The following is an 18286-nucleotide window of genomic DNA, read 5'->3' as shown; positions in this document are numbered from 1 at the left end:
CCCCAACTCAAAACATGATCCCGATAAGTGAAAAGCGACTCTTGGAGGAGATCATGTTCAACTACAGCTTTTGTTGAAGCAGGCCCATCATGGAATCCCATGCATCCACGGCCGGCTCAAGCGCCATCTGCAACGGCTCGAATTTCTTGCGCGTCACAGCTCGGGCAAGCTGGAACTGCACCGATTTCGCCACTTCCGAAATCCGCCGTGCCTCACCAGCCGCCTCAGCGAAATCCGCCGACAGCCAATCGAGATGACTGCCCGCCAGCTCGAAATTGGCCCCGAGCTGGCGCAGCGTATTGAAGGCATATTTATGGAAAAAGCCGAAGGACCGCTCGGCCACCGCTTCCGCCTGGGCCGGGAAAACCGCTGCGAAGGCACGTATGGGGTTGGCCGTGGGGCGGCGGCAGAAATGGAAATCCAGGAGCTGCCGCGATGTTTGCCGAATGGCGGATTCTCCCGGCGCCTTTTCCGGGAATTTAGCAAATTCGGTATAGGGCAGGAACGGGGGATCCTCTTCCGTAAGCTGCAACTGCAACAGTCCGTCGAAATCCTCGCCCGAAAGGCTGAAGAAGCCGCCATTGTGAAAATAGTCGAGCGAACGGCCCGCGATATCAAGCCGATTGATCGCCATCGTCGTCTTGCCGTGCTCGCAGCGATAGCCGACGCCCTGCGTATCCGGCATAAAGAAGGGATCCATCTCCACCAGGCAAAGCCGGCCACGACCGATCTGTTCGGCAACGTGATGCTGGACCTCGTTGTAGATCGCCAGCTCCGTGCAGCGGATGCCGTAGATCGCTTCGAGATCTTCGAGCGGCACCTTGAAGAAGGGGAACTGGTCGCCCTCGAAATCCAGGGTCACAGTGAAGCCGAGCATCGCTTCCGGAGGCAGCCTAAGCGTGTTCAGCACTTCGATCCAGAGGTCGATATAGCAGTTGGTTTCCGGCCACATACGCTCGCTGGCGTGCAGCGCGTGTGACTTATGGGTAACGGGATCGAGGTCCCTGAAGACGGAAGCCATGATCAACCCCACAGTGCCTTGCGCACGCTCTCGGGCCATTCCACGGTATCGAGCCCATGATGATGGAGAAGCGCAAGCGCGATGCGCTCCAGCCCGAAGCCGACACAGGCCGTGTGCGCGACGCTGCCGTCTTCGAGGTTGAGACCCCATTTCGTGCCGAAGGCGTCCTGATGATAGTTGAAGCTCATGCAGGCGGTGGGATTGGCGGACGAGGTGATCGGGATCAGCAGTTCGAACTTCAGGTTCTGGTCGCGCTGATTGTTGGCGAGCATCTTGCCGGCGCGGCCGAAGAACGGATCGTTGGCGATGTCGATCGTCACCTCGAGGCCGACGGCTTTCATCATCTCGACGCCGCGATCCATCCAGCGTTGGCGGAAATCGGTGACATGCTCTTCGGTGCCCATGCAGACATATTCGCGCATCCGGAACAGCTGCTGGCGGGCCGGGTCTTTCGACGGCTCGTGGCGGAAGCAATAGGATTGCAGGTCGAAGAGGCCGCCCGTCTTCGGCAGATTGCCGCGCTTGGCGACCGTCGGATAGAGCGGATAGCAGGCAGCCGGCGTCAACACGATATCGGTCGCTTCCTGCCCCTTGGTCCAGTCCTCGCCGACTTCCATGCATTGCAACAGGCTGACATGGTCGAGTTCGCTGCCGCAGAAGCTGTGCACTGTGCCGGCCAGCTGCGGGAAGCTCTTCATGTAGCCGCTCTTTTCGAAAAAGGCGCGGTTCATGCCGGGCGGAAAACGCATGGCCTCCGCACCGTCGCCGCCGCCTCTTCGAACTGGCCGCTGCGGCCATAGAGCCCGTCGATACCCGTATCGATCAGCAGGCCGGATTCGAAAAGCCGGTCGAGAAACGAGGTCTGCATATCCATGACTGTTACCCCAGTAGGCTAGTGTCCTGCTTGTGGACAAGAAGCATGCTCGACGTATTGCCGAGGATGCGGTCGTTCGAAATCATCAGCTGCGCGGAATGGGCGTCGCGCAGATGGCGTCCCAGGCTGAAGGGCGTGCCGTTCTTGTAGCCCATGATGCCGCAGATCAGCATGGCGTGGTTGACGATCTCCAGGATCGTCTCGGATGAGGCGATCTTGACGTTGTTCATCGCCACGGCAAAGCCCATCGACGACAGCCTGTCGGGATCGGCCTTGGCATGTTCATAGGCCTTGAGGCCGGCAACCACGTTGGATTTCACCATCTGGAGCAGGTTCGACACCTCCGCCAGGCGCAGCGCACCCGGCGGCTGGGCATCCGGCGCCTTGCGGGCAGCGGCGCGCACGAAGGCCTGGGCGCGAGCGACGGCGTCGACCGCAATGCCGTACCAGACACCGCTCCAAAGCAGATGCGAGGAGGCGAGCATGGACTGCGCCGCGATTTCGGCAAAAGGCTTCGGCAGGATCTGCTCTGCCGGCGCTTGTCCCTTGAACAGGAAGCCGTCGGAGCAGGTGCCGCGCATGCCGAGCGTGTTCCAGACGTGCGTTTTCTCGAGCGTGTACTGGTCCTTGAGGAAGGCCGTAAGCACCTGATCGGAGGAAGCCGCCTGGGCATGCGCACGCGAGGTGATGAGAATGGCGTCGGCATGCGAGCCGTAGGAAATGACGGTGGCATCCTTTTCGAGGCGGCAGCTATCGCCATCGACCTCAACCGCACAAATACTGTTGCGCAGGTTTCCGCCGATCCCACCCTCGGTGGTGGCGGAGGCGATCAGCAGTTGCTCGGCAGCAATGCGGCGCATGAAATGGCAATGCCATTGGCTGTCGGCGCCGTGTTCGACAAGGCTCGACAGCTTAATGTGGTGCATGGCGAAGACCATGGCGCTCGCCGCGCAAGCCTGGCCGAGCATCGAGCACAATTCGGCGATCTCGGTGATCGAGGCCGATTCACCGCCGAGATGGTGCGGCACCTGAATGCCGAGCAGCCTTTCGGCGCGCATCGCATCTACAGCTTCGCGCGGGAAACGGCCTTCGGCATCGACTGCGTCAGCATATTTGCCGGCGATCGCCGCGACGCGTGCGGCGCGCACCGCCGCCGCGTCTCCGGCCCTGGCTTCAATCAGAGCGCCCGCGACGTTCATCAGACGACCTTTCGGCTATCCAGGATCATGCCAACCGTCTTTTCGATGGCGACGATGCTGGCAAAGGATTTACGGTTCAGCAGATTGTCGGGAAACTCGATATCGAAAGCCTCTTCGATGCGGAGCATGAGTTGCACCGACGCAAAGGAAGACAGCCCCGCCGCATAGAGATCGGCGTCGTCGGCAATCTGATCCATTGTGACGGGGAGCGCATCACACTTGGCCAGCAAATCGCGAATAGTCTCATTCATCCTGGAGTCCCTCTAGGCAATCGCAAACACGGTAACGGCGTCTTATCCTGAGCCGAGAGGTAATAGTGAAAGGCCACCCAAGGGAGCGCCGATACTCGGAGGGTTTGACCCGGTTGGAGCGCGTCGGAGCCTTCATTTGTCGCCCTCATGATACGCTTGCGACTGATAGCGTCCTTCCTGGCAATGATCGACCGCTTAGCCCTTTGGCGACCGCTCTGAGCGCGGCTAGACCGCCAGATGAGAAAGAGCATGCTTGCGAAATAAGCCACTTGAAGAAGGAGCCAAGCACCCATCGTTTTGACCATTACGATGCGGATGGAATGCGAGACGAAGTAGCTCGTTGGGGCGCTGGCGCCGACGACGAGCAGCAGGAGGAGACAAAAGATTCTGAAGGGCAACACTGTTCTCCTGATTTGTTCGCAAGATCACGCAGCAACCTTGTCTGCGGCAACATGAGTCTGGCAGTTCTTCGGGCAGACGCGGCCACAGGCTCCGCAGCCAATGCAACAGCCGGCATGGTCGACGACCATCAATGCGATTGAGCTCGCCATCGAAGTCGTCGTCCTGGCCGTCGCAGATGCCGAGGATTTCACCGGTGTCATCGATTCCGTGAAGGTGCATGACCTCGCGCGAGCAGACCTTAAAGCAGCGGCCGCAACCGATGCAGGTCGTGCCATCGATAGCGGTCAGATATTCCGGCATCCATCTGGAGCCATCGCGGGTAACGAAAATTGGGCCCATCATCGTGAGTTCTCCAATGCGCCGAGCTCTCGTTTCGCAGCCTCCAACTCGGCAAAAACCCCGAACGTCTTCTCGGCGACCGCCTTGATCTCGGTCCAGTTGACCGGGAGGTCCTCGGCTAGGTCGTGCAATTCCATCTTCGCATTGCCCGCCCGCGACTGCAGCTTGCGGACCTTCTTCTGTAGTTTCTCAAGGTCTGACATGATCTCCTTCCTCAAAAACCGGCTCATCACGCCCGCGCCACATTGGGACTGCGATCGCATCGTCGACCAATTTTGTGCCCACCTCGGCGAGTTTCCCAAGCATCTCAAAGCCGAACCGGTGGACATCGCGTAGGGTCTTCGACAGAACGACCAACCGTCCGGTCGTGAGAACCACGCGGCCAAAGCCCTCATGGCCGATCGTCATGATCGGCGATGCCACCAGGCCGCATCGCTCTTCGATAACAAGTCCCACGCAACTGTAAAAATTCTGGAGCCTCCACAGCACGTCCGGATCGGGATCGCCGATGATCGGGATCTCACGGCGCTGCTCCTTGGCGAGGATGAAGTCGGCCAGCAGGTCAGCGTCCGATTTGCCTTCCCACGCCCCATGGGCATCCTGAGCGCGGATGAGCCTTATGAGGCATCTGAGAAAAGGGGTGGCGAGATCCCCATCCTCGTTGATAGCAGGGCCATCCGTACTTCCTGCCAATGTACCCATGTCCTAGTCCTCCTCATCGAAAGGCTTCTTTTCGGTGGCGCCTGCTTCGGCTAGCACCTTGCGCAACCAGGGCGGTGGAGTCGTCCTGAGCATCGCCCTAGTTTGGGACAGTACGTCTTCAATCAATTGAGCATCGGGTACTTTTATCGGGTGGATTTTGGCCGAAACGACCCTTGCTGCCGAAGGCCCGCCAATCGCCAGACAGAACAAGAGGTGACAGCCTTCCAATGCCTTCACCTTGGGGGCAATGCGATCGTCGCCCTCGTTTCGATGCATTCCGCTCTCATCGGAAACGTCTTCGAAACACAGGACTTCCACGAGTTTCCAATCGTCGGGACTGACGTCAAAGACCGCGAAGCGCTTGGCCGATCCGAAATGGGCGTCCAGACATTTCATATCTTGGGTGGCGATTGCTACGCGCAAGGCGCCAGCCTTCCGCTTCGGAGCTGCCGAGTGAGCCCCGTCAGGGACGATGGAGAGGCGACGGGCGGCGGTCATCTAGCCAGTTCTCCTTTGCGGGAGGGATCAAGCGATCCAGGACACGGCGCGCGCTGATTGGCCTGGAAGATGTTGGAAACATCGAAGATCAGGTCGCGCGTTCCCTGATAGAGACTTGTGATCTTATGCTGGCTGCCGAGTCGGTCGAAAATCGGGAAGCCCACCCGCATAAGCGGAATGCCAAGGCGCTCCGCCGCTTGTCGTCCATGCGAATGCGTAACAAGAAGATCAGCGTCGACGGCAAGTTCTTCGAGATCGCCAAGATCACCCACCTGGAGCGATTCGACCGGCATTTCCTGGATTATTTTTGAAGTGCCGGTCGTGGTGACTGCCGCCGTAATCTTGGCGCCCATGCCGGTGAAGAAGGTAGCGAATTGGTAGAGCTGGTCCGGCTCCGCAGCAATTGCGATCTTCTTGCCGCCGAAATAGAAATGCCCGTCGAGCAGGGCGTCCTGCAGCTGTGCTCGGCGACGGCGAATGTTTGCTGGCACCGGCGCACCTGAAATCCTTGAAAGCAACGAGACGAACCGGTCGGCTCTTTTCAATCCTGTCAGCGACTGGAACAGTGCGTAAGGCACTCCCGTCCGGGTCCGCAGTAGCTCTGCGGGGCGGCGCATATGCTCGCCGATCGCGATACATTGTGCCGCCGTGCCAAGCTCTTGGATCTCGTCGACGGGAGTACCGCCATAGGTGGTCGGCACCCAACGATCGTCGGGCACCGTGCCGTCGAGCGAGCCGGAAATGTCCGGCAGGATTACCGGCTTCAGACCGAAGCTTTCGACCGTTTCGCGCAGAAGCTCGATGTCGGCGACTGTCACATGCCATCCTGGTAGGATCGCAATCTTCTTTTGGTCGCGGCTCTGCTCGCCTTGCGTGGTGATGCGCTCGATCATAGAGGTGACAGCCTTAGCCCATCCCTCTTCGATCGCTCCCTCGAAATCCGGTGTGCTCGCCAGCACGATCTCCGTACCCGCAAGCTCATCGGCACGATCCCGCTTGATGTTGGTGAGATCGCCTGCAAAATCTTCGCCGCGGGTTTCCACCAGGGCTGTCGTGCAGATTCCGATCAACTTTGGTTTTGCGCGCCTCTTGAGATTGAGTATCGCCTCTTCCAGATTACCTGCGCCGCCGAGGATCGTCGCCACTGCGTCCAATGCCGTTGTCTGCAAGGGAATGGCTTCCTTGAAGTGCCGGACTAAAAGTACGAGAGCCAGGCTGGTGCAGCCCTGGCTGCCGTGGAACAGCGGCACTGCACGCTCGACGCCAAGAAAGGCGAGCGCGGCGCCGAGCGGCTGTGATGATTTCAGCGGATTGACCGCAGCTGATTTGGTCTGGGGAAAGACTTGAACCATCGGCTTTCCTCAACGCTTGCCGAAGCTGCCGGCGACCGCGCCGACAAAGTTTTGCAAGGCGTACCCAGTCTCGTTCTCGCTCTTGGTATTCGTCAGTTCTTCTTCCACCGCATGCTGGCATTCCCACGGTGCCGGCTCCCGCACCTCAATCCAGATCGGATTGTGAATAGCAAGATCGATCTGGCGAACGAGCTCCACCATGCCGTCATAGCCGGCATAGGGCTGGTGGCGTTCCTGGTTGATATCGAGCCAAGGTGTCTTGGCCTTCAGCGCGATGAATTGCGTGCGCCCGCCAGACAACATGATGTCGGCTTTACCGTCGGCGAGCATGTTATAAAGCTCGCGCGGCGCCATCGACTCGAACAGGTGGTTTTCGTCTTTCAGGAGTTGCTTGATCCGTTCCTTGTCTTCAGGCGTGGATTTCTTAACCGAGGTGCCGACGATCTCGATGCCCACCTCCATCAGCGCATCGACAATCGACCAGGACTTCACGCCGCCGGTGTTGAGCAACACGCGCTTGCCTTCAAGCCTTGGTCGATATGCTGCGAGTTTCTTCCAGGCAATCGCCTCCTCCTCCGCGATCAATGCCTCGGTGCGCTCGAGGATTTCGGGATCCGCCCCCTGCGTCACGAGCAGCTTGGCGATCTGCCTGAGTGCTTCAGAGGTGTCGGTAATGCCGTAGAAGGAGCCTTCGAAGAACGGGATATCCCAGAGCTCCTCCATTTTGCGGGCAAGGTTGATGAGTGCTGTCGAGCACACCAACATGGACGCCTTGGCGCGATGCGCAGAAGCAATGTCAAGATATCGAGCGTCTCCTGGAATGCAGGCCCGCACTCTGATCCCCAGCCGGTCAAGAAGCGGCTTCACCAGCCAAAACTCGCCGGATAGGTTGAACTCACCAATGATATTGATGTCGTAGGCGGTCACGTCGTTCGGCTCTACGCTGCCGATCACATGATCGAGCAACGCTTCACCGGCGAGCTTATTGCCAAGGTTCTTGGAGCCGGCAAAGCCCGGTGCGTTGACTGGCACCACCGGAAGGCCGAATTTTTCCGCGGCCCGCTCGCAGACCGCCTCGATGTCGTCGCCAATCAATGCTGTCACACAGGTCGAATAGACGAAGACCGCCGGTGGAGCATAGGCCTCCTTGATCTCGCGGATTGCTTTAAAAAGCTTCCGCTCGCCGTGTCCCATCACCACTTCGGTTTCAGTGAGGTCGGTCGTGAAGCTCGTGCGCCAGAGCGTTGGACCTGAGGAAGCCGATCCTCGGTTGTCCCAGGAATTGCCCTCACAGCCGAGAGGCCCGTGGATCAGGTGCGCGACGTCGGTGACGGGCTGCAGCACGATCTTGGCGCCATCGAAAGCGCATCCGCCGGCTGCCGCCCCGGGGATCAGCGACTTCGAGCAGCCGTTCTTACGCGCCTTGGAATCCTTGCTGCGGTTCTTCTCGCAGGCAGGCTCGTCGAAGACGTCCTGGACTTTAGCATTGAGCGAGGGCATTGCGGTCTCCAAGTTCAGATGAAGGCGGCCGGCCTCACAAGGCCGACCGCCGCCGCTCCTAGCGGGTCAGGTCGTAAGAATAGTCTGTCACACCCGGCTCGCTCGTCTCGCGATCGAGCTTGTCGAAGATCTTGTCGAGGATCGTCGTCAGGACGCGCAGGCCGCCCTGGTAGCCCATGAGCGGGAAACGGTGGTGATGGTGCCGGTCGAATATCGGAAAGCTCAGCCGGATCAATGGGGTGCCGGTGTCGCGCTCGAGATACTTGCCATAGGAATTGCCGATCATAAGATCTACCGGCTCGGTAAAGAGCAGCGAGCGCAACGCCCAGAGGTCCTTGCCCGCCCAGACCTGGGAATCCTTGCCGAAGGGCGAGGATGCGAGCAACGCCTTCATCTCGGCTTCCCAGGCCGACGTGCCGTTGGTAGCAAGGCAGTGGGTCGGCTCACCGCCGGTTTCCAAGACGAAGCGGGCAACGGCGTAGACGAAGTCAGGATCGCCGTAGATCGCGTATTTCTTCCCGTGCAGCCAGGCCTGGCTATCTGCCATAGCGTCGACGAGACGGCCGCGCTCCAGGCCGAGTGCCGGAGGAATTTCCTTGCCGGTAATCTCCGAGACCTTCATCAGGAATTCATCGGTCGCCTGGACACCCAGCGGATAATGGAACGAGGCCGTAGCCTGACCGACCTCCTTGCAATATTCCAGCGTTTTGCGCGTGTTATAGTGCTGCAGCGACAGGGTCGCTTCGGCGTTCAACGTCGTTTTCACGTCTTCGATCTTCGTGCCGCCGTCATACATGCGGTACGTGCCGTCAGACGGCGTGTCGAACTGGTCGGAGGCATCCTGGATGAAGATGTAGGATACGCCCATCATGTCGAGCAGGCGCTTCAGTTCGCGGTTGTTGCCGACGCAGAAGCCGTCGAAGCCGGGAATGATGTTGATGGCTTGGGCAACCTCCTTCCGCTCGTTGCCTTTCCAGAAGTTCTCCAGAATGCCCTTGATCATGCCGTCATAGCCATCGACGTGGCTGCCGACGAAGGCAGGCGTGTGAGCGAAAGGAACATCGAAGTCGTGCGGGACCGACCCTTCGTTCTTTGCGTTTTCGATGAAGCTGTGGAGATCGTCTCCAATGACTTCGGCCATGCAGGTGGTCGAGACGGCGATCATCTTCGGATCGTAGAGCTTGTATGTATTGGCGAGCCCGTCGATCATGTTCTTCAACCCGCCGAACACCGCCGCGTCCTCCGTCATCGAGGACGAGACCGCCGATGAAGGCTCCTTGAAGTGACGCGACAGATGCGAACGGTAATAGGCGACGCAGCCCTGGCTGCCGTGGACGAAGGACATCGTTTGCTCAAAGCCTGCGGCTGCGAAGACGGCACCGAGCGGCTGGCAGGCTTTGGCCGGGTTCACGACCAGGGCTTTGCGGCCCAGGTTCTTTTCGCGATACTCCCAGGTCTTCGTGAAGTCGTTTTGATCGGCAACGACCTGATCCGGGTGGGGGCATTCGAAATTGGCTTTCTTCTCGGCGAGCATCTGCCTGTATTCCGGCTCGCGGAACAGGGGAGCATGATCGAGAACTTTTTCCGCCGACTGCGGCATAGTAAGCACCTTTCTTTTCATCGCGCCGCACCGGTGGCGGCAATGGGATGTCATCTGTCACGAGTGCGGATCAAGGCCGATGGAAGGGCCTGGCCTGCCCCCTCCCAAGACAGGCCAAGCTCTCATTCGGCCGCAACCGCCTCAGCTGGCGCGGCCTTTTTTTTCCAGGGGACGTCGTAGAGATCCCACACCGGATTATTGATGGCCAGATCCATGTCGCGGGCGAATATGGCAAAGCCGTCATAGCCGTGATACGGGCCCGAATAATCCCAGGAGTGCATCTGGCGGAAGGGGATGCCCATCTTCTGCACCGGATACTTCTCTTTGATGCCGGACCCAACAAGGTCGGGGCGGATGCCTTCGATGAACTTTTCCAGCTCGTAACCGGTCACGTCGTCATAGATCAACGTACCCTTGTTCACATAATGGCCGGTGCGCTGATAGTCGTCGTTGTGGGCGAACTCGTAGCCGGTGCCGACGATCCGCATGCCGAGGTCCTCATAGGCCGTGATGACGTGGCGAGGACGCAGGCCGCCGACATAGAGCATCACCGTCTTGCCTTCGAGGCGCGGCCGGTACTTGTCGACGACAGCATCGACCAGGGGCCGGTACTTGGTGATGACAGCCTCGGTCTTGTCGACGATTTCCGGACCGAAGTGCTTGGCTATTTCGCGCAGGGAGGTTTCGATCTGGGACGGACCAAAGAAATTGTATTCCATCCACGGGATGCCGTACTTTTCCTCCATGTGCCGACAGATGTAGTTCATCGAGCGGTAGCAGTGGATGAGGTTGAGCTTCGCCTTTGGCGCGCGCTCGACCTCAGCGAGCGTGGCATCACCCGACCAGTTGCCGACCACGCGCAGCCCCACCTCCTCCAATAGAATGCGCGTAGCCCACGCGTCGCCACCGATATTGTAGTCGCCGACGACGTTGACGTCATAAGGGCCGGTCTCGAACTCGACGTCGTTCTTGTCGAAAACCCAGTCACGGATGGCGTCGTTGGCGATGTGGTGGCCGAGCGATTGCGAGACGCCGCGGAAGCCCTCGCAGCGCACCGGCACGATCGTCTTTTCGTGCTCCTTGGCCTTCTTGCGCGACACCGCCTCAATGTCGTCGCCAATCAGCCCGATCGGGCATTCCGACTGCACGCTGATGCCGTTGTTGAGGGGGAAAAGCGCCTCGATCTCGTCGATGACCTGTTCAAGCTTCTTGTCGCCGCCGAACACGATGTCCTTTTCCTGGAAGTCTGAGGTGAACTGCAGCGTCACGAACGTGTCGATGCCCGTCAGGCCGACGTAGTAGTTGCGGCGTTGCGACCAGGAATAATGACCGCAACCGACCGGCCCGTGCGAGATGTGGACCATGTCCTTGACCGGCCCCCATACCACGCCTTTGGAGCCGGCATAGGCGCAGCCGCGGATCGTCATCACGCCCGGAATGGACTTGATGTTCGATTTGACGTCGCATTCGGAAAGCGCCTTCGGCTCATCGCCAGGCTCGTCGCCGCTCGTTGCGACGCTGAGGTGCTTCTTGCGGCGCTTCGCCGCCTTGTCTGGATATTGCGCTAACACTTCCGCAATGAGCTTTTCATGCAAAACGCTGTCATTCTCGTAATCAAGGCTCATGGGCCCCTGCCCCTTTCAAGGTTCGGGTTAGGTCGTCGTCGACGAAGCGTCTTTCGTGGAAGGACGCGCTGGCTCAAGGGCCAGCGCGTCCTGTCGACAGCGGCAGTTATTGAGCCGCAGCCACCGCTGACTCCTTGGCCTGTAGTTCGGCCAGCATCTGCTCGTCGCTCTTCATGATGCCGAAGTCGAGCAGCATGTCTTCGAGCTCTTCCATGGTAATCGGGGTCGGAATGGTCCCTTGGCCCGAATTGGCATGGATCTTCTCGGCTAGCGCCCGATATTCCCCGGCCTGCTTGGAGTCCGGCGCGTACTGGATCACCGTCATCTTCCTGAGCTCGGCGTGCTGGACGATGTTGTCACGCGGCACAAAGTGGATGAGCTTGGAATTGAGCCTGGCAGCCAGCGCCTCGGAGAGGTCGAGCTCGCGGTCCGTCTGGCGCTCGTTACAGATCAGGCCGCCGAGCCGCACGCCGCCGGAATGGGCATATTTCAGGATGCCCTTGGCGATGTTGTTGGCGGCATAGAGCGCCATCATCTCGCCGGACATCACGATGTAGATCTCCTGGGCCTTGTTCTCACGGATCGGCATCGCGAAGCCACCGCACACCACATCGCCGAGCACGTCATAGGAGACGTAGTCGACATCGTCATAAGCGCCGTTCTCCTCGAGGAAATTGATCGAGGTGATGACGCCGCGCCCGGCGCAGCCGACGCCCGGTTCCGGACCGCCGGACTCCACACACTTGATGCCCTTGTAGCCGGCCTTGAGCACGTCCTCGAGCTCAAGGTCTTCCACCGAACCTTCCTGGGCTGCCAGATGCAGAACCGTGTCCTGTGCTTTGGCGTTCAGGATCAGCCGGGTGGAGTCGGCTTTCGGGTCGCATCCGACGATCAGGATCTTCTGCCCGAGGTCGACAAGCGCTGCGAGCGTATTTTGGGAGGTGGTGGACTTGCCGATCCCCCCTTTGCCGTAAAATGCGATTTGACGCAAATCTGACATATCGCCTTCCTTCTTTCGTTCCATCCATCGCTGAGTAAAAGGCCGGCAGCTCGCGCCGCCTCCCAGGGCAGTCTTCAAAACCCGTGCCATGTGGGCCGATCGAGCCGAAGCAAAGGTCTTTTTGTTGGGTTTCAGGAAGTTAGCCCGAGCCAGCACAGGAAACTGGCCAACCAACCCTAATGTCGCCGACCGGACAAAGCCGACAGACGGTGTCGTAAGGGCATCACTTGCACCGCTCGGTCGACCGCGCGGCAGGGAGACCGCGACTATCAGCAGGATCAAACGAAGCTCCGAAAACTGGAGACATTCGCACATCCCTGTAGCCAAGAGAGAAATGGTGAAGCTTTCGATCCCGCAAAACGTCGAGGGCGATCAAATCGCGAACAGTATTGAATAGGCCCGTCTTTCGCCCGAGCTTCTTTCTTGAGTGGAAGACGCCTCGCGACTTGATCATCGGGCAGTTTCCGCCCCTTCCAGGTCGCCCACGAACGGTAAGCCCGCCAGGGAACGACAAACCTTCCGCAATATTGCTCGGCCCCAAACCGCTCAGGAATGGCGCGGAAGTGTTGCGCGGCTGCCCAGCCGGCGTGGACAAAAGAAACAAAGCCGGTCGCCCGGGCTACAGGGACTCGATCAACTGACTGCGAACTGCTGAATCTTTTGTTCGCATTGAGGAATCTGCGACACCCACTCTGGCGCTTGCTCGAGTCACCAGCTTGACCGACGACGGCCGCATTCGAGGACGAGTATCATTTCGTCGAACGCTCGTTGCGTGATCGCCCTTGATGAAAAACCCTTTTGCCAGTTCCAACGCCGCGGCCGGACATGGGGCAACCATTGCCCGATTGACCCCATCTCCAACTTAAGTGGCTCAGCTCTCTTCAATGAGCCCACAGCTGGCAAGGGCAGAGACGAAATCGTGAACGTCGCATTTGGTGACGTCATACCGTTCTGATTTAAGCTCGCTCAGTATCCTTGGTAGTGTATGCTCGCCGTCCAGTTTCGAAACCAAACCGGCGACCCAAGGCGGAGGAGATTGGATGATCTTTCTTGATTTCTGGGATTCCTTCCCGATCCAGATACTCCCGTCCTCGGCTACAAACACCTGATGAGAACGCTTTAATAACGGCTTAAAGTAGTGCACGAGGGACCTCACTCGGTACGAGGGGCGACATCGCAACTGAATTTGCAGCCGGGACAGACACACCGTCGCCCTTGTTGCAGTTTGGCGACTTCTTCGCCAATGGCAGAACGCGGTGGACGGTCCGAAACATAATGCCGTTCATGCTCTTTTCCTCCTCTTCGAGCCTTTCATTGGCCCAACCCATCGCTGGCGATTTTCATCCCTTAAGGCGGCTTCGGGAGGCCCATACGGTCGTATGAAGCCCACTTCACCTTACGGTCGACTCCGCGACCAATTGCTGACAAACAAAACTCCAATCCCTCGGCATGTGGGAGATCCAAAAATCGTGCCAGCTGCGAAAAGAGCCTAGGAAAAGTTTTCCTATTTGCTCGGGGCTTAAATGCAACTGCATCAACAGCGCCCGAACAATATCGTCGCGTTTCAACAAATCGGCAGCGCCGCATGCGCGCCAATCAACCGCAGACGAGGGAGAAAACTCCGAGCAGCTCCGGCGGTGTTCTGGTACTTGCGCACCTTCAGGCAGGCCCAAGCAGGACGGGCGGTTCTGGCTCCTCGCTGTTGCAATTGATCTATAACATTGGAGAAATTCACAATGAGCAGCCGCGCATGACGAATGTCGGAAATCGATTAAATGCAGTTTGGTCGGGACCATAGCGCCGGCCGGCCTGCGAATGACACAGTGTTGCAATGTGCGACCGCGGTCCGCCGCCAAACGCGAGCGGAGGTCGGCACTTCCGCATTTCTCGATTCGATTGACGCGATGTCCATCATTTCGTCTTCTCGGCGTGCCGCAACGGGAATAAGCCGAGAACGACCTTTTGGGCCCTGCCGCCATGCACGTAGGCAGCGTTCTTCTATTCATATTCTGTTTTGGCGAATCTCGCCGGAAACGGTGGACGTGTCGACCGCAGCGGGTAATCGAGAAGCCTGCCAGTGACTGCCAAGCGTGTTACGGTTGCAGCGGAAGGCCGGCCCATGAAGACCGACCAGAGGTCTCTTCGATCGGTGGGTGCCCGGGCAAGGGCCCTTGCGGTCGATGTCTTCGGGTCGAAGAGAAGGATCTCAGGGTCATCTGGCCTCGAGCAGGGATCTATTGCGGTTATCACCTTCGTAATTTGATCGCAGATTACAGCGTCCGAAAAGCGGTTATTCTGCCACGTCAGGCCGATGCCCAAGCGATTTGTTCACCTCCGGGATGATCTTGTCTCCCCAGAGCTCGATCTGCCGCAGCATCGTCTTCTGGTCGAAATCTCCCATTTGGGTCTGGATCGCGATCTGGGTTGGTTTCAAGATATCTATCTCTTCCAGTAGCCGATCGATGACGCGATTGACGCTACCAACCGGCAGGTTCTCGCGCATCGTCTCGAAGGAGAGGTCCTGGCGCGTCGGTGTTTCATGCAGCAGATAGCCATCCAGGCTTTGCTGGCGGCGCAGAAGCAATACTTCGGAAAGCCGCCGTTGGAAGCGGGCATTATCGAGATAGCTGTTGATCTCCGCCTCCTCATCGCTGGCATAGCAGCAGCGCAGCAGTGATATCTTCGCGTCCGAAACATTCTTCCCTTTAGAAATTGCGGCTTCTTCGATGCGTTCGCGCAACACGCTCAAACTGTCCAAGCCGTCGTGGAATGCTGTGATCAACAGATTGTGTCCCTCACGATAGGCCCGCCCCATGCTGTTTCCGGACGCCGTAGCGATCCAGATTGGCAGCATTGGCCTCTGGACCGAGCGGACGGAAATCGCTGTCGGGGGTATCTTTTCGAACCGTCCGTCGTGCTCAAAGATCCTCTGATTGAGACCCTTGACAAGAATGTCCAAACATTCCGAAAAAACAGCCGGCGCCTCTTCGACATTGACGCCGAAGCGCTCGAACTCAAACTGCTGGTATCCAGAGCCGACGCCGAGCTCGAGCCGGCCGTTGGAAACGATATCGGCCAATCCAATCTCGGAGAGCAGGCGAAGCGGTTGATAGAGCGGCAACACACAGACGGCGGTGCCGAGGCGAATGATGCTCGTCAGGGCGGCGCAGTGCGCCACCATCATCAAGGGCGACGGAACCAGGCTGTAATTGTTGAAGTGATGCTCGGCAAACCATGCAGTCTGGAAGCCAGCTTGCTCTGAAAGAACTACCTGTTCGATGGAGTTGCGGATGATCTCGTCGGACGATTGATGATAACCGCGCCGCGCGGCCAGGAGGAACGTTGCAAATTCCATGATGATTCCTTTGCGGCAAATTAGCGATCGGGGTTCGCCAACTAGAAGTGGCGTGTCGGTTATCCGCTCCTCACCCCGCTCGCCGACACGGCAAACTCAGAAAGCTCGAACGCGGCCGTCTGTTTTGCTTCTCGATGAATGTAGTGCCTCGATCGGGAGCGCTTTGGGAGCATCGTGCGCCGGAGCTGCTCTCCTACGACATTGTCGGCTCCGATGGAGCCGCAGCCGGCCGTTTGGTGGATAGTCGACGATCATTGTGCAGCCTCCGCTAAATGTTTTGATGAAGTTCGCCGGCAAATGCCGCATCCCCGGCCGAGGTCCACCCGCCGTCAACGTAAAGGGTAGAGCCGGTCACGTACGATGCGTCAGACGATGCAAGGAAGAACGCTGGTCAGCGACGTCTTCCGGCCGTCCCATCCTTCCCATCGGGATGCGCCGCCTGATTGCTTTCGGATCGACGTGGCCGAGCTTTTCCATCTTCGCGACGGCAGGCGTGTGTATGTAGCCAGGCGCGACGGTGGCTGTGCGAATGCCAACCGGACCAAGTTCGGCCGCCATGCGTCGCGTCAGGATTTCCATGCCCGCTCCGAAAGCATCGTAGGCGTGGCGCGGTGCAAAGGGCAGTAATGTGTTGTTTGGTCCCAGATTTAAGATAAGGTTTCCCCGACGCATTACCTTGATCGCCTCGCGCGCGCAGGTGAAGGCGCCGGTGAGTGCGGGCTCGATCTCTGTCGGCATTTGTTCGACCTCTAACACATGATAGTTGGCCGCATTATTGACGAGGACGTCTAGCCGGCCGAAGTGCCTTCGCAATTCCTCGAACAGCGCCACCACGTTTCGACGGCGATGTCCACGGACCTCGCGATATGCTTGCCACCGAGGAAATCGGCAAGCTCTGCCGCTGCAGCGCCATCTTTGTCGGCAATTACAAGCGTCGCCGTTTTCCGCAAAGCGGCGCGCAACGGCAGCGCCTATGCAGTCCGCCCCGCCGATGACAAGCGCAATTCGCGCGGTGGAGTGCTCGGCAGGAGGGAAGAGTTCGGCTCGTGGCGTCCCGGGCACTGGCGGGTGCGCCTCGCCCGGTTGATTAGACGATCTCCAGCCACCGTCGACGGTCAGCACCGACCCGGTGATGTAACTCGCTTGCGCGCTGGCGAGAAAGCGCACCGCCCGGGCAATTTCGTCTGGACGCACCACGCGACCCATTGGCACCCGGCTGCGCACCGCGGCGAGGTCTATCTTGCCCGCGCGTTCAAGTTCCGAAACCATCGGCGTGCGTACGTACCCAGGTGCTACCGCCGCAACGCGGATGCCGCACGATGCAAACTGCCATGACAGCGATTTCGTGAACGAGATCAGGCCTGCCTTCGAGGCAGCGTAGGCGTTGCGTTTGGGATTGCCGAGCACGCCTGCCAGCGAGGCGACATTGACGATGACAGCGCCTGAGCCTATCCGTCCCGCTACTTCGCGGGCCATTGCAATGGGCCCAATCAGATTTACTGCCAAGATGCGTCGGAAGCCGTCGATAGTCGTATCAACGGTCGCAGCCATAGTAGGGCCTATGGCCGCGTTGTTGACGAGCACACCGATATGCCCGAATTGTCGTTCGATCCGATCATAAAGCGCAGGGATATCCTCCTCTCGCGAGACATCGAACTCTAGCCCAAGATGGGCGGGCCCGAGACCACGGGCCAGTTCAAGCACGCCGCTGCCAGGCAGGTCCACGGCGACGACAGTATCCCCGCCTGCGGCAAGAGTGTCCACCAGGGCATGGCCTATCCCGCCTGCAGCGCCTGTGATGATGACGATACGTCCGGCTTGTTTCATGAGATAAAAGTTCCCTGACCAACGTTGACGATCTCGAGGCATGAATCCTAATCGATCAAGCCTCACTTTCATCTTCTTGAAGGAATGCAGTCTTCCTAAATGCGTAGACGGGGTCATCGGGACATGATGCTCCGATCGGCTGCCGGCGGCCGAACTGCTCAGTCTCGGATGCCGCGGCCAAGATCTGCTCCTCGACCAGATCATAGACCACCGTCCGTTCGGCAATTCTCCAATCCCCTCCCTTTTTCAGGAACAGATCGCAATAGCGGCCGCAGATCAGGGCCTGACTTAGCGTCCCGGCCTTGTCCGGTGCGCGTTGCAGTGCGGCGAAGTAACTTTCGACGGCGGCTTTTTCCGGGCTGCTGAACTCAATCAGAATGTTCGTGATTTGATGGATGTTGCGCGGTCCCGTCTTAAAGATACCGAGGGCGAACTCGATGAAGCCCTCGGCCGAACCGGAATAGGCCCCGTGATTGTCACGTGCATCGGGCCAGTAGGAACTGCGCAGCGCCCCTTCATCGGCGCGGTCTATCCCGCGGCAATACCGATAGAGGCAGTCGCGGATCGCCTCGCGGTCGAGCAATTCGGTAATTTTTTTTTTGTGTTTCATCGCTTATCGCACATCTGATATCGGGGGCGCTTACCAATCCGGTGACGCAGCCAGCTTTCAACTGCTCGGCTGACGTAAGGAAAACCCTCTCTCTGCTTGGGCATGCATGTAAACAACTGCCCTAGAAGTAG

At 58.9% G+C, this 18286-nt stretch carries 17 protein-coding genes and 2 pseudogenes; all 19 read right to left on the bottom strand.

What is annotated here, in order from left to right; all coding sequences use genetic code 11:
- Positions 1-61: 61 nt before the first annotated feature.
- Positions 62-1021 (bottom strand): DUF1839 family protein, encoded by a 960-nt coding sequence (locus ACD590_RS36520; protein WP_096772146.1) that lies wholly within the window; start codon positions 1019-1021, stop codon positions 62-64.
- A gap of 2 nt (positions 1022-1023) precedes the next feature.
- Positions 1024-1895 (bottom strand): annotated as a pseudogene (locus ACD590_RS36515) (amino acid--[acyl-carrier-protein] ligase).
- Between the two features lie 5 nt (positions 1896-1900).
- On the bottom strand, positions 1901-3094 hold the full coding sequence (locus ACD590_RS36510) for an acyl-CoA dehydrogenase family protein (protein WP_096772147.1): 1194 nt from the start codon (positions 3092-3094) through the stop codon (positions 1901-1903).
- Positions 3094-3345, bottom strand: coding sequence for an acyl carrier protein (locus ACD590_RS36505; protein WP_096772148.1), 252 nt, complete (start codon positions 3343-3345; stop codon positions 3094-3096). The genes ACD590_RS36510 and ACD590_RS36505 overlap by 1 nt, the downstream gene beginning before the upstream one ends.
- Positions 3342-3638 carry an exopolysaccharide production repressor protein gene (locus ACD590_RS36500; RefSeq protein ID WP_239621163.1) on the bottom strand — a complete coding sequence of 99 codons (297 nt, stop codon included), beginning with the start codon at positions 3636-3638 and terminating at the stop codon, positions 3342-3344. Before ACD590_RS36500 ends, ACD590_RS36505 begins: the two co-directional genes overlap by 4 nt.
- 132 nt (positions 3639-3770) lie before the next feature.
- Positions 3771-4089, bottom strand: a pseudogene (gene fdxB / locus ACD590_RS36495) (ferredoxin III, nif-specific).
- Complete coding sequence (locus ACD590_RS36490; protein WP_096772150.1) at positions 4086-4289, bottom strand: CCE_0567 family metalloprotein; 204 nt, start codon at positions 4287-4289, stop codon at positions 4086-4088. The pseudogene fdxB and the gene ACD590_RS36490 overlap by 4 nt, the downstream one beginning before the upstream one ends.
- Complete coding sequence (locus ACD590_RS36485) at positions 4276-4788, bottom strand: NifX-associated nitrogen fixation protein (protein WP_096772151.1); 513 nt, start codon at positions 4786-4788, stop codon at positions 4276-4278. Before ACD590_RS36485 ends, ACD590_RS36490 begins: the two co-directional genes overlap by 14 nt.
- A gap of 3 nt (positions 4789-4791) precedes the next feature.
- Positions 4792-5286 carry a nitrogen fixation protein NifX gene (gene nifX, locus ACD590_RS36480; RefSeq protein WP_054186335.1) on the bottom strand — a complete coding sequence of 165 codons (495 nt, stop codon included), beginning with the start codon at positions 5284-5286 and terminating at the stop codon, positions 4792-4794.
- The gene (nifN, locus tag ACD590_RS36475; protein WP_096772152.1) at positions 5283-6638 is read right to left on the bottom strand and encodes a nitrogenase iron-molybdenum cofactor biosynthesis protein NifN; all 1356 of its coding nucleotides are present in this window, start codon (positions 6636-6638) and stop codon (positions 5283-5285) included. The genes nifX and nifN overlap by 4 nt, the downstream gene beginning before the upstream one ends.
- Positions 6639-6647: 9 nt before the next feature.
- Positions 6648-8138: a nitrogenase iron-molybdenum cofactor biosynthesis protein NifE gene (gene nifE, locus ACD590_RS36470; RefSeq protein ID WP_141399572.1), complete on the bottom strand. Its 1491-nt coding sequence runs from the start codon at positions 8136-8138 to the stop codon at positions 6648-6650.
- Positions 8139-8196: 58 nt separating this feature from the next.
- The gene (gene nifK, locus ACD590_RS36465) at positions 8197-9738 is read right to left on the bottom strand and encodes a nitrogenase molybdenum-iron protein subunit beta (RefSeq protein WP_439007667.1); all 1542 of its coding nucleotides are present in this window, start codon (positions 9736-9738) and stop codon (positions 8197-8199) included.
- Positions 9739-9860: 122 nt separating this feature from the next.
- On the bottom strand, positions 9861-11363 hold the full coding sequence (gene nifD / locus ACD590_RS36460; RefSeq protein ID WP_096772154.1) for a nitrogenase molybdenum-iron protein alpha chain: 1503 nt from the start codon (positions 11361-11363) through the stop codon (positions 9861-9863).
- A gap of 106 nt (positions 11364-11469) precedes the next feature.
- Positions 11470-12363: a nitrogenase iron protein gene (gene nifH / locus ACD590_RS36455; RefSeq protein WP_054186393.1), complete on the bottom strand. Its 894-nt coding sequence runs from the start codon at positions 12361-12363 to the stop codon at positions 11470-11472.
- Positions 12364-13234: 871 nt separating this feature from the next.
- Positions 13235-13468 (bottom strand): hypothetical protein, encoded by a 234-nt coding sequence (locus ACD590_RS36450; protein WP_345774745.1) that lies wholly within the window; start codon positions 13466-13468, stop codon positions 13235-13237.
- A 1185-nt stretch (positions 13469-14653) separates the two neighbouring features.
- Positions 14654-15718 (bottom strand): LLM class flavin-dependent oxidoreductase, encoded by a 1065-nt coding sequence (locus tag ACD590_RS36445; RefSeq protein WP_097622025.1) that lies wholly within the window; start codon positions 15716-15718, stop codon positions 14654-14656.
- A gap of 268 nt (positions 15719-15986) precedes the next feature.
- Positions 15987-16073 carry a hypothetical protein gene (locus ACD590_RS36440; RefSeq protein ID WP_275593060.1) on the bottom strand — a complete coding sequence of 29 codons (87 nt, stop codon included), beginning with the start codon at positions 16071-16073 and terminating at the stop codon, positions 15987-15989.
- Positions 16070-17662, bottom strand: a complete 1593-nt coding sequence (locus ACD590_RS36435) for an SDR family oxidoreductase (RefSeq protein WP_245433383.1) — start codon at positions 17660-17662, stop codon at positions 16070-16072. The genes ACD590_RS36440 and ACD590_RS36435 overlap by 4 nt, the downstream gene beginning before the upstream one ends.
- Positions 17601-18155: a nuclear transport factor 2 family protein gene (locus ACD590_RS36430; protein ID WP_097622026.1), complete on the bottom strand. Its 555-nt coding sequence runs from the start codon at positions 18153-18155 to the stop codon at positions 17601-17603. Before ACD590_RS36430 ends, ACD590_RS36435 begins: the two co-directional genes overlap by 62 nt.
- Between the last annotated feature and the right edge of the window lie 131 nt (positions 18156-18286).

The organism is Rhizobium sp. 862_C5_N1_2, assembly GCF_051811205.1.
Taxonomy (GTDB): Bacteria; Pseudomonadota; Alphaproteobacteria; order Rhizobiales; family Rhizobiaceae; genus Rhizobium; species Rhizobium leguminosarum.
Note: the sequence above shows the minus strand (reverse complement) of the source record. Positions and strands in the feature narration are given on the sequence as shown.

Bases quoted from the DNA above. Each gene is read 5' to 3' on its own strand.
- ACD590_RS36520 (WP_096772146.1), bottom strand. From the start codon at position 1,021: ATGGCTTCCGTCTTCAGGGACCTCGATCCCGTTACCCATAAGTCACAC.
- ACD590_RS36510 (WP_096772147.1), bottom strand. From the start codon at position 3,094: ATGAACGTCGCGGGCGCTCTGATTGAAGCCAGGGCCGGAGACGCGGCG.
- ACD590_RS36505 (WP_096772148.1), bottom strand. From the start codon at position 3,345: ATGAATGAGACTATTCGCGATTTGCTGGCCAAGTGTGATGCGCTCCCC.
- ACD590_RS36500 (WP_239621163.1), bottom strand. From the start codon at position 3,638: ATGGGTGCTTGGCTCCTTCTTCAAGTGGCTTATTTCGCAAGCATGCTC.
- ACD590_RS36490 (WP_096772150.1), bottom strand. From the start codon at position 4,289: ATGTCAGACCTTGAGAAACTACAGAAGAAGGTCCGCAAGCTGCAGTCG.
- ACD590_RS36485 (WP_096772151.1), bottom strand. From the start codon at position 4,788: ATGGGTACATTGGCAGGAAGTACGGATGGCCCTGCTATCAACGAGGAT.
- nifX (WP_054186335.1), bottom strand. From the start codon at position 5,286: ATGACCGCCGCCCGTCGCCTCTCCATCGTCCCTGACGGGGCTCACTCG.
- nifN (WP_096772152.1), bottom strand. From the start codon at position 6,638: ATGGTTCAAGTCTTTCCCCAGACCAAATCAGCTGCGGTCAATCCGCTG.
- nifE (WP_141399572.1), bottom strand. From the start codon at position 8,138: ATGCCCTCGCTCAATGCTAAAGTCCAGGACGTCTTCGACGAGCCTGCC.
- nifK (WP_439007667.1), bottom strand. From the start codon at position 9,738: ATGCCGCAGTCGGCGGAAAAAGTTCTCGATCATGCTCCCCTGTTCCGC.
- nifD (WP_096772154.1), bottom strand. From the start codon at position 11,363: ATGAGCCTTGATTACGAGAATGACAGCGTTTTGCATGAAAAGCTCATT.
- nifH (WP_054186393.1), bottom strand. From the start codon at position 12,363: ATGTCAGATTTGCGTCAAATCGCATTTTACGGCAAAGGGGGGATCGGC.
- ACD590_RS36445 (WP_097622025.1), bottom strand. From the start codon at position 15,718: ATGGAATTTGCAACGTTCCTCCTGGCCGCGCGGCGCGGTTATCATCAA.
- ACD590_RS36435 (WP_245433383.1), bottom strand. From the start codon at position 17,662: ATGACCCCGTCTACGCATTTAGGAAGACTGCATTCCTTCAAGAAGATG.
- ACD590_RS36430 (WP_097622026.1), bottom strand. From the start codon at position 18,155: ATGAAACACAAAAAAAAAATTACCGAATTGCTCGACCGCGAGGCGATC.